Genomic DNA, 12,379 nt, shown 5'->3' with positions numbered 1-12,379 from the left:
CGTAAACGGTCGTAATACGCTCGTCGTCATGCTCGACGCCCTGACGGTCACCCTCTCCGTGGCCGCGCTCGCACTCGCCGCGTGGTGCGGTTACGCCGCGTTCCGCGATCAGCCCACCAAGGACTGGCACTTCATCGGCATGGCCGTGGTGTCCCTGCTCGCGCTCGCCCAGGTGGTCGTGGGCGTCGTGCGGCTGGCGGGCGGCGACAAGCCGGACGAGGGCGCGGTGATCTTCGTTTCGTACCTCCTCGGCGCGCTCGCGGCGGTGCCGGCCGCCGGTTTCCTCTCCCTGGGCGAGCGGACCCGGTGGGGCTCGGTGACCGTGTCGGCCGGCGCGGTCGTGCTGGCCGTGCTCGAAGTGCGGCTGCACGACATCTGGGGAGGCTGACATGGGCGAGCCCGTCACGCGGGAAGGCGCCGCCGGTTCGCGCGCGCGGCTGGTCCGGGGGCCGGGGCTGCTGCTGGTCTGGCTGTACGGCGTCATGTCGGTCGGCGCGGTGTCCCGCTCCGCCTACCAGATCGCCACCGAGTACGACCGGGCCCCGCTCGCGTACACGCTGTCCGCGGTGGCGGCGGTGGTGTACGCCTTCATCACGTACACGCTCGTGCGGGGCGGCGAGACGGCCCGCCGGGCGGCGCTGGTGTGCTGCGCGGCGGAACTCGTGGGGGTGCTGGTGGTCGGCACCTGGACGGTGATCGAGCCGTCCGCGTTCCCGGACGCGACGGTGTGGTCGGCGTTCGGGAGGGGCTACCTGTTCATCCCGGTGCTGCTGCCGGTGACGGGGATCGTGTGGCTGCGCAGGTCGCGGCGGAGCTAGGCGGACGTCCAGGGGCGGGTACGGACACCGGACGCCCGCCGAACCGCTAGGCGCTCGCGGCGAACGACTGCGCCGCCGGCTCCTTCTGCAGGGTCACCAGGGCGAAGCCGGGGGCAATCTGTTCCGTGGCGACCGGGGCGTAGCCGTGGCTGCGGTACAGCCGCAGGTTGCCCTCGCTCCGGTGGCCGGTGAAGAGCTGGAAGCGCTTGGCGGCCGGCTCACCGGCGAAGTACCCCTCGATCGCGTCGAGCAGCCTGCCCCCGAGCCCGTGCCGCTGCATCCGGGGATGGACGATGAGCTTGGCGATCCTCGCGGTCCCGGCCTCGTCGACCGCCGCCCGCACCGACGCGACCACCTCGTCGCCGAGCCGCGCCACCAGGGTGTGGCTGCGGTCGAGTTCGGCCCGCAGGTCGTCGAGGGTCTGGGTGAGCGGCTCGATGCTGTAGTCGCCGTACAGCTCGGCCTCGCTCTGATAGCACAGGTACTGCAACTTGAGGATCTGCTCGGCATCCTGCGCCGTTGCCGCTGAGATGGTCACGCTCATGCCCATGTGTGCATGCCTCCCGCTCGCCTGATACGCCGGTTGCTTATCGCTCCTTTCCCCTCAGCTCAGGAGCCGCAACCTCCGCCGCGAGCATTCTGCGCAGGCATCCCAGGCAACGGGAACGCATCGGCCCCAAACTGCCTTGTGACATTCCCAACTTCCCTGCGATTTCCCGGTACGTGGGATCCGCCGGCGACAGCATCGCGTTCAGCAGCCGCGCGCACCGGCCGGGCAGTCTGCCCACCGCGGCCCGCAGGACGCGTCGCCGTTCGGCGCTCAGCGCGGCGCGTTCCGGGCAGGCGGTGTCGGTCGTGGCGGCCGGCGGGAAGGGGTACGGCAGTTCGCGCCGCGTCGCGCGCCGGGCCAGGCTCGCCTCGGTGCGTACGGCGTGCAGCAGCCAGCCCGCCGGGTCGGCCGGTGGACCCGACCCGTCGAGGAGTTCGAGGAGCCGCAGCCATACGGCCTGTTCCAGGTCGCCGGGCTCGACTCCCCCGCTCGCGGCCTCGGCCACGGCTTCGGCGGCGAGCAGGGGGCGCAGCGTGCGGAAGAGGTCGTACGCGTACGAGGCAGCGGCGGCGGACGGGGCGGCGGAGGCGGCCGGGGGCGCGGCGGCGGGCGCGGGGAGGGTCATGCCAGGCGGGACGTGCCGCCGCCGCGCGGTGGTTGCCGCGCGGCGCGACAGTCACCCGTCCGTGAAGCCCGGGCCGGCCGGCACCCCGGTTCCCCGCCCGTCAGCGGCGGCGCGTGAAGTCCGCCGCCGCGAGCAGCGCCGTGTCCGGGTTGTCGGAGAAGATCCCGTCGATGCCCTGTTCGAAGTAGACCTTGAGGGCCCCGAAGGCGTCTCCGTACGCCGTCGGGTCGGTGCCGCGCCGGAAGTCGGCCGGCAGGAAGCTGTTCTCGTTGCGCATCGTGTACGGGTGCAGGACCAGGCCCCGCGCGTGCGCGTCCCGTACCAGCGTCGTCGGCGTCCCCAGCTTGCCCGTGGCGTCCTTCGGGATGATGAGGTCGAGGGTGGGGCCGAGGCCCTGGGCGAAGCCGGCGATCCACTTCAGGCCCTCGGGCTTCACCAGGTCGGCGACGGTGCGCGGGTCGCCGGCCACCTGGAAGTCCCACGGCCGGGTGGCGGCGCCGGACAGGAGCACGACGCGCGGCGCCGCGACCAGCTCGGCCATGCGCCGCATGCTGCTGGGCTCGAAGGACTGGAGGAAGTTCGGCGAGTTCTTCCTGTGGCGGCCGTAGGTGCGCAGCAGCCGGGCCAGGGGCTCTTCGAGGCCGAGGCCGAGGTCCCGGAAGTACGTGGGGTGCTTCGTCTCGATGTGGAGCCAGATCCGCCGGCCCCGGGCGCGGCCCTCCCGCTCGGCCCAGCGCAGCACCTCCTCGAAGGAGGGAATCGTCCAGCGGCCGTCGTACAGGGTGTTCTCCTGCCGGGTGCCGGGGATGCGCTCCTTGGCGCGCAGCGTCTTGAGCTCGGCGAGGGTGAAGTCCTCGGTGAACCAGCCGGTCAGCGACACGCCGTCGACGGACTTGGTCGTCCTGCGGGAGGCGAACTCGGGGTGCTCCGCGACGTCCGTGGTGCCGGTGATGTCGTTCTCGTGGCGGCACACGAGGTGGCCGTCCTTGGTCGGGACGAGGTCCTGCTCGATGACGTGCGCGCCCATGTCGAGCGCGAGCTGGTACGAGCCGAGGGTGTGTTCCGGGCGGTAGCCGCTGGCTCCTCGGTGCGCCACGACGGTCGGTACGGGAAGATCGCGGTACGAACCGCCGTCCTTGGAGGAAGCGGCGCTCGCCGGACCCGGCACCCCGAGGGTGACGCCGCCCGCCCCGAGCACGGCCGCGCCGAGAACCGTGCGCCGCCCGGGGTTCGTCTGTCCGCCCTGTGTCATGAACGCTCCTCTGAGAATGTCCCGCACCTGTCAAGAAGTAAGGGCCCGATCGTAGGCGCCTACGTCTTACGTGGACGAGGCTCTGGACGGAACGCAGTGGAAACACACGTCAACACCGCGTATCGAAGTGATGAACCCGATGTGCGCGGGAAGGGAGCCCGCGAGTATCGTCCTCACCTGCACAGACTTCATACAGAACAGGCCGCCGAGCCCCACCCGGCCACGACACCGGAGGAACCGTTGTCCCGATCGCGCTCATCAAGGCAGTGCTCGGACCGATCCTGCGCCTGATGTTCCGCCCACAGGTGGAGGGCGCCCAGAACATTCCCGGGACCGGTCCGGTCATCCTGGCGGGCAACCATCTGACGTTCATCGACTCGATGATCATGCCGATCTGCTGCGACCGGCAGGTGTACTACATCGGCAAGGACGAGTACGTCACGGGCAAGGGGCTCAAGGGCCGTCTGATGGCCTGGTTCTTCACCAGCTGCGGCATGATCCCGGTGGACCGGGACGGCGGCCGCGGCGGTGTCGCGGCGCTGATGACCGGCCGCCGGGTGCTGGAGGAGGGCAAGATCTTCTCGATCTACCCGGAGGGCACCCGCTCCCCCGACGGCCGTCTCTACCGGGGCCGCACGGGCATCGCCCGCCTGACTCTGATGACCGGCGCGCCGGTGGTGCCGTTCGCGATGATCGGTACGGACAAGCTCCAGCCGGGCGGCGCCGGCCTGCCGCGCCCCGGCAAGGTGACCGTGCGCTTCGGCGAGCCCATGGAGTTCTCGCGCTACGAGGGCATGGACCGCGACCGGTACGTGCTGCGCGCGGTGACGGACTCGGTGATGGCCGAGGTCATGCGACTGTCCGGCCAGGAGTACGTCGACATGTACGCGACCAAGGCGAAGGCCGCCTGACGGGGGCTCACCGTACGGCGCAAAGGGCCGGGGCACCGACAAGGTGCCCCGGCCCTTTGCGTACGCCTGCCGCGCGTCAAGGGATGTCGTCGACGATGCCCTTCGCCAGCTTCTGGCCCCGCAGCATGAACGACGCGGCGACCGCTGTCACGAACAGCACGACCGACCCCACCCACGCGCCCGCCTGGAAGCCGTCCGTGAACGCGTCCTGCGCCGCCGCGACGAGCGCGGCGGCCTGGTCGGCCGGGAGGGACTCCGCCGCCTCGACGGCTCCGCCGAGGGAGTCGTGCGCGGCGTCCGCCACGTCGGCGGGGGTGCCCGGGGGCACCCTGAAGCTGCGGTAGATGCCCGTCACGATCGAGCCGAGCACCGCGATGCCGAGCGCCGCGCCCAGTTCGTACGCCGTCTCGGAGACGGCCGACGCGGCTCCCGCCTGTTCCTTGGGGACGCTGGAGAGAATGACGTCGGCCGTCACGGTGAAGGCCAGGCCCGCCCCGATACCGCCGACGATCATGGCGGCGACAAGCATCGGCACGCCGGTGTCGGCCGTGACGACGGTGCAGGTCAGCAGGCCGAGACCGAGCGCCACCAGTCCGCCGGAGACCGCGATGCGGACCGACAGCCTGCGCGCCACGTAACCGGCGGACAGTCCGGCGACCACCGCGCCGGCCGCCGCGGGCAGTTCGATGAGGCCCGATTCCAGCGGGGTGCGCCCCTGGACGAGCTGTAGGAACTGCGAGAGGAAGAACACCAGGCCGGACAGGCCGAGGATGGTCAGCAGGTCGGCGAGGACCGCGCCGGAGAACCCCCGGTGGTGAAAGAGCCGCATGTCCAGCAGCGGCGAGGGAAGCGTGAGCTGGCGCCGTACGAACCAGAAGAGCGCCGCCAGGCCGGCCAGCCCCGTGAGCCCGGTCCCCCAGGCGAGGCCGTGCGCGGCCGCCTCTTTGACGGCGTACACGAAACAGATGATGCCGACGAGCGAGAGCACGACGCTGAGCAGGTCCCACGGGCCCGGCGACGGGTCCTTCGATTCGGGCAGCAGCTTGATGCCGACGAGGACCAGGACCAGCATCACCGGCACGTTGATGAGGAAGACCGAGCCCCACCAGAAGTTCTCCAGCAGGAAGCCGCCCACCACCGGCCCCACGGCCGCGCCGGCCGAGGCGGCGGCGCCCCAGATGCCGATGGCGAAGCTGCGTTCCTCGGCGTCGTGGAAGATGTTGCGGATGAGCGCGAGGGTGGACGGCATCAGCGTCGCACCGGCCACGCCGAGCAGGGCGCGGGCGAGGATCATCATCTCGGGGCTGGAGGCGTACGCGTTCAGCACGGAGACCGCGCCGAACGCGACCGCGCCGGTGAGCAGCAGCTTCTTGCGGCCGATCCGGTCGCCGAGGCTGCCCATCGAGACGAGCAGACCGGCGATGACGAACGAGTAGACGTCGCCGATCCACAGCAGCTGGGTGCCGGAGGGCTGGAGGTCCTCGCTCAGGAAGGGTGTCGCCAGGCCGAGTACGGTCGCGTCGACGGCGACCAGCAGCACGGCCAGCACCAGGACGCCCAGGGCAAGCCAGCGGCCGGGGTGGTGGACGGCGCTGCGCGCCACCTGGTGCCGGCCGCTGCTCGTCATTGCTCCACGTTCCGACGAGCTCCGCCGAGCAGCAACTCGACGATCATGTACTGGAAGTCCTTGGCCGCGACCCGGCCGTCCTGGACGGCCCACGCGCAGGTGCCGATGAGCCCGTACAGCGCCTCGGTCAGCCAGGCCGGGGTGAGGTCGATCCTGAACTCGCCCTGCTGCTGTCCACGCCGGAAATGCGCGGAGACGCGCGCGTCCAGACGGCCCCATCCCTCGTTGACGTGGGCACCCTCGAAGAGCTGGTTCTCGGTGACGAGGAAGGCGAGCAGGCCGGCGGCGGGCTCGATCCGCGCGACCAGGCGGCGCAGCCCGTCCTCGGCGGAGCCCTCGTCGAGCCGGGCGGCGTCGAGCGCCGCCTCGAACTCGCGGATGCCGAGCTCTTCGAGCGCCTTGACCAGGGCGTCGCGCCCGGCGAAGTGGCGGTGCAGGGTCGCCCGGCCGATGCCGGCCGACTTGGCGACCTCGTCCATGGTCGCGGTCGCCTTGCGGGAGAGGAGGGCGGCCGCGGTGCGGAGCACCTGCTCGCAATCGACAGTCATGAGACAACGATAACCCGAATGAGACAACGATGTCTCGCCGACCGGGTGGCTCCCCCGCCGGAACGCCTCAGCTCCAGGGCAGTTCCGAGCGGTGCTTCCAGTACGCCGCCGGCTCCTCCGGCAACTCCGCCAGACGGGCCAGCTGCCCCTCGTCGAGGTCCACCACCGCCGCGTGCAGGTTCGCCGACAGCTGGACGGCGGTCGCCGCGCCGGACAGGACCACGCCGGCCCAGGGCAGCCGCAGGATCGCCGCCAGGGCGACGGCGTCGCAACTCGCGCCGGTCTCCTCGGCCACCGCGCGCAGAGCGGGCGGGGCGGCGGGGCCGGCCAGCCTGCCGTTGGCCAGGGATTCCTTGACGATCACGGTGAGGCCCGCGTCGTGGGCCTCGGCCAGCGCGCTCGCGGCCGAGGGCTCCAGCAGGTTGTACGTCGCCTGGACCGTGCGGAACAACGGCTCGCCGTCCACCGTCACGGCGAGCGCCGCCCGCACCGCGTCCGCCTGGCCGGGTCCGCTCGTGGAGATGCCGACCGTCACCCCGCCGGCCGCGAACTCCGCCAGCAGGGCGTGGAGGGCGGGGTCGGTGAGCGCCGGGCTGTCGGGCGTCACGGAGTGGATCTGGTACAGGTCGAGGCGCTCGCCCAGCAGGGCGCCGGTCTCCGCGCGCTGGCGCTCGAAGGCCTCGGCGCTGTGGTCCTTGACCTCGTGGACTTCCGCGTCGGTGCGCCAGTCACCGGTGTACGTGTAGCCCCACTTGCTGCCGATCACCACGTCCCGGACGTCGGGCCTGGCACCCAGCCACTCGGCGAGGAACTCCTCCGCGCGGCCGTAGGAGCGGGCCACGTCGAAATAGCGGACGCCCTGCGCGTAGGCGGCGTCCAGCAGCTCGTGGGCGCGCTCGCGCAGGGCGTCGGGGCTGCGGCCGTCGGGCAGGTCACGGTCCCGGCCGGGCGTGATGTACGCCGGACGGCCGACGGCCGCGAGGCCGAGTCCGAAGTGGGCGGTGGCAGTGGTCGCCGCCGACAGCCGGGCAAAGGGCATCGTGGGCCTCCCCGCGAGTACGGTCGAGTACGGTCCCTCACTACCGTACTCAACCGGACCGCGCTGTTCAGTGCTTGGCGGTCGCCCAGGCGTGCTGGTTCGCCAGATCGGCCTTCACCTCGGCCAGCTGGACCGCGACCGCCGAGGGCGCGGTGCCGCCGCGACCGTCGCGCGAGGCGAGGGCCCCGGCGACGTTCAGGACCGTACGCACCTCGGGGGTCAGGTGCTCGGAGATCTTGGCGAACTGCTCGTCGGTGAGCTGGTCGAGCTCGATGCCGTGCTGCTCGCACTCCTTGACGCACTCGCCGGCGACCTCGTGCGCGACCCGGAACGGCACGCCCTGCTTGACCAGCCACTCCGCGATGTCGGTGGCGAGCGAGAAGCCGGCCGGCGCCAGTTCCTCCATGCGCTCGCGGTTGACGGTGAGCGTGGCCATCATGCCGGTGAAGGCGGGCAGCAGGACTTCGAGCGTGTCGCAGGAGTCGAAGACCGGCTCCTTGTCCTCCTGGAGGTCGCGGTTGTACGCGAGCGGGAGCGCCTTCAGCGTGGCCATCAGGCCGGTCAGGTTGCCGATGAGGCGGCCGGACTTGCCGCGCGCGAGCTCCGCGATGTCCGGGTTCTTCTTCTGCGGCATGATCGAGGAGCCGGTGGAGAAGGCGTCGTGGAGGGTGACGAAGGAGAACTCCTTCGTGTTCCAGATGATGATCTCTTCCGCGATCCGGGAGAGGTTGACGCCGATCATCGCGGTGATGAAGGCGAACTCCGCGACGAAGTCGCGCGAGGCCGTCCCGTCGATGGAGTTGCCCGAGGAGCCGTGCTCGAAGCCGAGGTCGGCGGCGACCGCCTCCGGGTCCAGGCCCAGCGACGAGCCCGCCAGCGCCCCCGAGCCGTACGGCGAGACGGCAGTCCGCTCGTCCCACTGCCGCAGCCGCTCGGAGTCCCGGGACAGCGACTGGACGTGGGCCAGCACATGGTGGGCGAAGAGGACCGGCTGCGCGTGCTGGAGGTGCGTACGGCCCGGCATGGCGACGTCCGGGTGCGCCTCGGCGAGACCGACGAGCGCGTCCTGGAGCTCGGCGAGGAGGCCGCCGATGATCCGGGCGTGGTCCCGCAGGTACATCCGGAAGAGGGTGGCGACCTGGTCGTTGCGGGAGCGGCCGGCGCGCAGCTTGCCTCCGAGGTCGGCGCCGAGGCGCTCCAGGAGGCCGCGCTCCAGGGCGGTGTGGACGTCCTCGTCGGCGATCGTGCCGACGAACGAACCGTCCGCGACGTCGGCCGCCAGCCGGTCGAGCCCCGCCTGCATGCGCTCCAGCTCGTCCGTGGTGAGCAGCCCCGCCTGGTGCAGCACGCGCGCGTGGGCGCGGGAGCCGGCGATGTCGTACGGCGCGAGCCGCCAGTCGAAGTGGACGGACGCGGACAGCTTGGCCAGGGCCTCGGCCGGACCGTCGGCGAAACGGCCGCCCCAGAGCCGGACGTCACCGTTGTTGCTGCTCACAGCTACTGCTCCTCAAGGGGTGGGGATGTGCGACCGCCTCCCCACCCCTGGAGGGTCGGGAGGCGGGCTGTCGAACGAGTGGTGCTTACGCCAGGTCACGCTTGGCGGCGATCTTCGACGACAGGCCGAAGATCTCGATGAAGCCCTGCGCCTTGGACTGGTCGAACGTGTCGCCCGAGTCGTACGTCGCCAGGTTGAAGTCGTACAGCGACTCGTCGGACTTCCGGCCGGTGACGACGGCGCGGCCGCCGTGCAGGGTCATCCGGATGTCGCCGGTGACGTGCTGGTTGGCCTCGTTGATGAAGCCGTCGAGCGCGCGCTTGAGCGGGGAGAACCACAGGCCGTCGTAGACCATCTCGCCCCAGCGCTGCTCGACCTGCCGCTTGTAGCGGGCCAGCTCGCGCTCGACGGTGACGTTCTCCAGCTCCTGGTGGGCGGTGATCAGCGCGATCGCGCCCGGTGCCTCGTACACCTCACGGGACTTGATGCCGACCAGCCGGTCCTCGACCATGTCGATCCGGCCGATGCCCTGGGCTCCGGCGCGCTCGTTGAGCTGCTGGATGGCCTGGAGGACGGTGACGGGCTTGCCGTCGACGGCGACCGGGACGCCCTCCTTGAAGGAGATGACGACCTCGTCGGCCTCGCGGGGGAGCGCCGGGTTCGAGGTGTACTCGTAGATGTCCTCGATCGGGGCGTTCCAGATGTCCTCCAGGAAGCCCGTCTCGACGGCGCGCCCGAAGACGTTCTGGTCGATGGAGTACGGGGACTTCTTGGTGGTCGCGATCGGGAGGTTCTTCTCCTCGCAGAAGGCGATCGCCTTGTCCCGGGTCATCGCGTAGTCGCGGACCGGGGCGATGCACTTCAGGTCGGGACCGAGCGCGGAGATGCCGGCTTCGAAGCGGACCTGGTCGTTGCCCTTGCCGGTGCAGCCGTGGGCCACGATCGAGGCGCCGTGCTTGTTGGCGGCGGCGACGAGGTGCTTGACGATGGTCGGCCGCGAGAGGGCCGAGACCAGCGGGTAGCGGTCCATGTAGAGGGCGTTGGCCTTGATCGCGGGGAGGCAGTACTCCTCGGCGAACTCGTCCTTGGCGTCCGCGACCTCGGCTTCGACGGCACCGCAGGCGAGCGCGCGCTTGCGGATGACGTCCAGGTCCTCGCCGCCCTGGCCGACGTCCACGGCAACGGCGATGACCTCGGCGCCCGTCTCCTCGGCGATCCAGCCGATGGCGACGGAGGTGTCCAGGCCGCCCGAGTAGGCGAGTACGACGCGCTCGGTCACGGGTTTCTCCTTACGATGCATGCGGTGATGGGTATAAGTATGCACTCCACCGTATGTTTCGTCAACGCGGTCGCGGGACGACGCGAAAGCCGCCCGAATGCACCGCGCCGACGGGCGGCCGACCCCGAGGCCAAGGTGTGCGTGGTCCGGAAGGTCACCGGCGAGGTGGTGGCGGAGCCGTACGTACGCAGGTACGGAGACCGCCGCCTACCTGCAGCGCCTCACCTCAGCCGCCGTCGGCCGCTACCCGCGGCTGGACCGCGCGCAGATCAGGTGGCACCTGGTCGACGTGGCGCCGCGCCTGCTGCCCGAACTGGGCGAGAAGCTGGGCGAGAAGGCGATGGCCACCCTGCGCTACCGGGGCATCGAGTTCTCGCTGGGCACCTCGGTCGACGCGACGACGGTGAAGCTCACGGACGGCCGCACGCTGCCCTCGCACACGCTGATCCGGACCGCCGGCGTCTCCGCGAGCCCGCTGGTGGCGACGCTGGGAGCGGAGACGGTACGCGGCCGCCTCGCGGCCACCCCCCAGCTGACCGTCCCCGGCTTCGACGGCCTGTTCGCGGCGGGCGACGCGGCCGCCGTACCCGACCTGGCCAAGGGCGGCGACGCCGTGTGCCCGCCGACCGCGCAGCACGCCCAGCGCCAGGGCAAGGCCCTCGCGGAGAACATCCTGGCCCGCCTGCGCGGCGCCCCGCTGAAGCCGTACGTCCACAAGGACCTCGGCCTGGTCGTCGACCTCGGCGGCATCGACGCGGTCTCCAAGCCGCTCGGCCTCGAACCGCACGGCCTGCCCGCCCAGGCGGTCGCGCGCGGCTACCACCTGCTGGCGCTCCCGACGCTGACCGCCAGGACCCGCGTCGTGACGAACTGGACGCTCAACGCCCTGGCGGGCGACGACTTCGTCCGCACGGACTTCCAGTCCCGCAGACCCGGCACCCTGCAGGACTTCGAGAGCGCCACCTCCTACCTGACTCCGGAACAGGTCCGGGAGCACAGCCGGCCCCTGGCGGCCAGGGCCTGACCACCGCCGGGACGACGCGACGGTCCGGTCGCCGAACGGGCGGCGGGGGCGCGGGAATCGGCGCGGATAATCCGTGGCATGGGAAAACTTTATGAACGTATCGACGGCAGGATCCGCGCCTTCATCGAGGACCAGCCCGTCTTCTTCACCGCCACCGCGCCGTTGGCCGCCGACGGGCATGTGAACCTGTCGCCCAAGGGGCGGGCCGGGACGCTCGTCGTGCTGGACGACATGACCCTGGCGTACCTGGACTTCGGTGGCAGCACCGCCGAAACCGTGGCGCACATACGGGAGAACGGGCGGGTCACCCTGATGTGGTGCGCCTTCACGGGGCCGCCCAAGGTCCTGCGGGTGCACGGGGACGGCGAGGCCGTCTTCCGTGACGATCCGCGGTGGGCCGAGCTGATCACGCGGTTCGAGGGGGCCGACGGGGCCGCCGCGCGTGCCGTCGTCGTGGTGCGCGCCCGGCGCGTCAGTGACAGCTGCGGGTTCGCCGTGCCGTTCATGGAGTACCGGGAGGAACGCACGCAGCACGCCGAGTACTTCGGCCGCAAGACGGACGAGGAGTTCGCGGCGTACTGCGAGAAGAAAGACCACGTCGGCGTGAGCCTGGACGGTCTGCCCGCGCTGCCGCTGCCGTTGCCGGCGCGGGCGGACCGGGTGGGCTAGCGGTCGTTCTGGGCCAGGCGCAGGAGGTGGTCGGCCAGCGCCTGGCCGCCCGCCGGGTCGCGGCTGATCAGGAGCAGCGTGTCGTCACCCGCGATGGTGCCGAGGATGGCGTTCAGCTCGGCCTGGTCGATCGCCGAGGCCAGGAACTGGGCGGCCCCCGGGGGCGTGCGCAGGACGACGAGGTTGGCCGAGGCCTCGGCGGAGATCAGCAGTTCGCCGGAGAGGCGGCGCATCCGCTCCTCCTTGGCGGATTCGCCGAGCGGCGCGTGCGGGGTGCGGAAGCCGCCCTCGCTGGGCACGGCGTAGATCAGCTCCCCGCCCGTGTTGCGGATCTTCACCGCCCCCAGCTCGTCGAGGTCGCGGGAGAGCGTCGCCTGGGTGACGCTCAGCCCGTCGTCGGCGAGGAGCTTCGCGAGCTGGCTCTGCGAGCGCACCGGGGCCCGGTTCAGGATGTCCACGATCCGGCGGTGCCTGGCGGTGCGGGTCTGCGGTACGGCAGGGCCGCCGTGCTCGTTGTCCTGCGCCTGCGCCTCGGTCATCGG

The 12,379-nt window shown here is 71.5% G+C and carries 13 protein-coding genes and 1 pseudogene; 5 read left to right on the top strand and 9 right to left on the bottom strand.

The annotated features are described in order from the left end of the window. Nucleotides 1-28 precede the first annotated feature (28 nt). Nucleotides 29-388 carry a hypothetical protein gene (locus tag IE185_RS05845; RefSeq protein WP_138896904.1) on the top strand — a complete coding sequence of 120 codons (360 nt, stop codon included), beginning with the start codon at nucleotides 29-31 and terminating at the stop codon, nucleotides 386-388. A gap of 1 nt (nucleotide 389) precedes the next feature. Beyond that, nucleotides 390-818, top strand: a complete 429-nt coding sequence (locus IE185_RS05840; protein WP_138896905.1) for a hypothetical protein — start codon at nucleotides 390-392, stop codon at nucleotides 816-818. 46 nt (nucleotides 819-864) lie between these two features. Here the strand turns inward: IE185_RS05840 and IE185_RS05835 are convergent, their stop codons facing one another. From IE185_RS05835 to IE185_RS05825, 3 genes are all read right to left on the bottom strand, one after another. Next, on the bottom strand, nucleotides 865-1,368 hold the full coding sequence (locus IE185_RS05835) for a GNAT family N-acetyltransferase (RefSeq protein WP_138896906.1): 504 nt from the start codon (nucleotides 1,366-1,368) through the stop codon (nucleotides 865-867). Nucleotides 1,369-1,405: 37 nt separating this feature from the next. Beyond that, nucleotides 1,406-1,993, bottom strand: coding sequence for a sigma-70 family RNA polymerase sigma factor (locus IE185_RS05830; protein WP_229843362.1), 588 nt, complete (start codon nucleotides 1,991-1,993; stop codon nucleotides 1,406-1,408). Between the two features lie 100 nt (nucleotides 1,994-2,093). Further along, nucleotides 2,094-3,245 (bottom strand): glycerophosphodiester phosphodiesterase, encoded by a 1,152-nt coding sequence (locus IE185_RS05825; RefSeq protein ID WP_138895334.1) that lies wholly within the window; start codon nucleotides 3,243-3,245, stop codon nucleotides 2,094-2,096. 290 nt (nucleotides 3,246-3,535) lie between these two features. On the opposite strand from IE185_RS05825, the gene IE185_RS05820 reads away from it, so the two are divergent. After that, nucleotides 3,536-4,156: a lysophospholipid acyltransferase family protein gene (locus IE185_RS05820; protein ID WP_138895335.1), complete on the top strand. Its 621-nt coding sequence runs from the start codon at nucleotides 3,536-3,538 to the stop codon at nucleotides 4,154-4,156. A gap of 76 nt (nucleotides 4,157-4,232) precedes the next feature. Here IE185_RS05820 and IE185_RS05815 read toward each other — a convergent pair whose 3' ends face one another. The 5 genes from IE185_RS05815 to IE185_RS05795 form a co-directional block, all read right to left on the bottom strand. Next, nucleotides 4,233-5,783 carry an MFS transporter gene (locus tag IE185_RS05815; RefSeq protein WP_138895336.1) on the bottom strand — a complete coding sequence of 517 codons (1,551 nt, stop codon included), beginning with the start codon at nucleotides 5,781-5,783 and terminating at the stop codon, nucleotides 4,233-4,235. Further along, nucleotides 5,780-6,331 carry a TetR/AcrR family transcriptional regulator gene (locus IE185_RS05810; RefSeq protein ID WP_138895337.1) on the bottom strand — a complete coding sequence of 184 codons (552 nt, stop codon included), beginning with the start codon at nucleotides 6,329-6,331 and terminating at the stop codon, nucleotides 5,780-5,782. The genes IE185_RS05815 and IE185_RS05810 overlap by 4 nt, the downstream gene beginning before the upstream one ends. A 67-nt stretch (nucleotides 6,332-6,398) precedes the next feature. Then, nucleotides 6,399-7,370: an aldo/keto reductase gene (locus IE185_RS05805; RefSeq protein WP_138895338.1), complete on the bottom strand. Its 972-nt coding sequence runs from the start codon at nucleotides 7,368-7,370 to the stop codon at nucleotides 6,399-6,401. A 67-nt stretch (nucleotides 7,371-7,437) separates the two neighbouring features. Beyond that, the gene (gene argH, locus IE185_RS05800; protein ID WP_138895339.1) at nucleotides 7,438-8,865 is read right to left on the bottom strand and encodes an argininosuccinate lyase; all 1,428 of its coding nucleotides are present in this window, start codon (nucleotides 8,863-8,865) and stop codon (nucleotides 7,438-7,440) included. Between the two features lie 85 nt (nucleotides 8,866-8,950). Beyond that, nucleotides 8,951-10,144: an argininosuccinate synthase gene (locus IE185_RS05795; RefSeq protein WP_138895340.1), complete on the bottom strand. Its 1,194-nt coding sequence runs from the start codon at nucleotides 10,142-10,144 to the stop codon at nucleotides 8,951-8,953. Nucleotides 10,145-10,328: 184 nt separating this feature from the next. On the opposite strand from IE185_RS05795, the pseudogene IE185_RS05790 reads away from it, so the two are divergent. Further along, nucleotides 10,329-11,168: pseudogene (locus tag IE185_RS05790) on the top strand (NAD(P)/FAD-dependent oxidoreductase); the annotation flags it as partial. A 78-nt stretch (nucleotides 11,169-11,246) separates the two neighbouring features. After that, nucleotides 11,247-11,837: a pyridoxamine 5'-phosphate oxidase family protein gene (locus tag IE185_RS05785; RefSeq protein ID WP_138895342.1), complete on the top strand. Its 591-nt coding sequence runs from the start codon at nucleotides 11,247-11,249 to the stop codon at nucleotides 11,835-11,837. Here IE185_RS05785 and IE185_RS05780 read toward each other — a convergent pair. Further along, nucleotides 11,834-12,376, bottom strand: coding sequence for an arginine repressor (locus IE185_RS05780; protein WP_138895349.1), 543 nt, complete (start codon nucleotides 12,374-12,376; stop codon nucleotides 11,834-11,836). The genes IE185_RS05785 and IE185_RS05780 overlap by 4 nt on opposite strands. Between the last annotated feature and the right edge of the window lie 3 nt (nucleotides 12,377-12,379).

Source organism: Streptomyces chryseus, from assembly GCF_014650755.1.
Taxonomy (GTDB): Bacteria; Actinomycetota; Actinomycetes; order Streptomycetales; family Streptomycetaceae; genus Streptomyces; species Streptomyces chryseus.
This window is presented reverse-complemented; position numbering and strand designations above follow the sequence as displayed.

Coding starts and splice junctions, on each gene's coding strand:
- IE185_RS05805 (WP_138895338.1), bottom strand. CDS start 7,370: ATGCCCTTTGCCCGGCTGTCGGCGGCGACCACTGCCACCGCCCACTTC.
- IE185_RS05845 (WP_138896904.1), top strand. CDS start 29: ATGCTCGACGCCCTGACGGTCACCCTCTCCGTGGCCGCGCTCGCACTC.
- IE185_RS05810 (WP_138895337.1), bottom strand. CDS start 6,331: ATGACTGTCGATTGCGAGCAGGTGCTCCGCACCGCGGCCGCCCTCCTC.
- IE185_RS05785 (WP_138895342.1), top strand. CDS start 11,247: ATGGGAAAACTTTATGAACGTATCGACGGCAGGATCCGCGCCTTCATC.
- IE185_RS05815 (WP_138895336.1), bottom strand. CDS start 5,783: ATGACGAGCAGCGGCCGGCACCAGGTGGCGCGCAGCGCCGTCCACCAC.
- IE185_RS05820 (WP_138895335.1), top strand. CDS start 3,536: ATGTTCCGCCCACAGGTGGAGGGCGCCCAGAACATTCCCGGGACCGGT.
- IE185_RS05835 (WP_138896906.1), bottom strand. CDS start 1,368: ATGGGCATGAGCGTGACCATCTCAGCGGCAACGGCGCAGGATGCCGAG.
- IE185_RS05825 (WP_138895334.1), bottom strand. CDS start 3,245: ATGACACAGGGCGGACAGACGAACCCCGGGCGGCGCACGGTTCTCGGC.
- IE185_RS05840 (WP_138896905.1), top strand. CDS start 390: ATGGGCGAGCCCGTCACGCGGGAAGGCGCCGCCGGTTCGCGCGCGCGG.
- IE185_RS05780 (WP_138895349.1), bottom strand. CDS start 12,376: ATGACCGAGGCGCAGGCGCAGGACAACGAGCACGGCGGCCCTGCCGTA.
- IE185_RS05830 (WP_229843362.1), bottom strand. CDS start 1,993: ATGACCCTCCCCGCGCCCGCCGCCGCGCCCCCGGCCGCCTCCGCCGCC.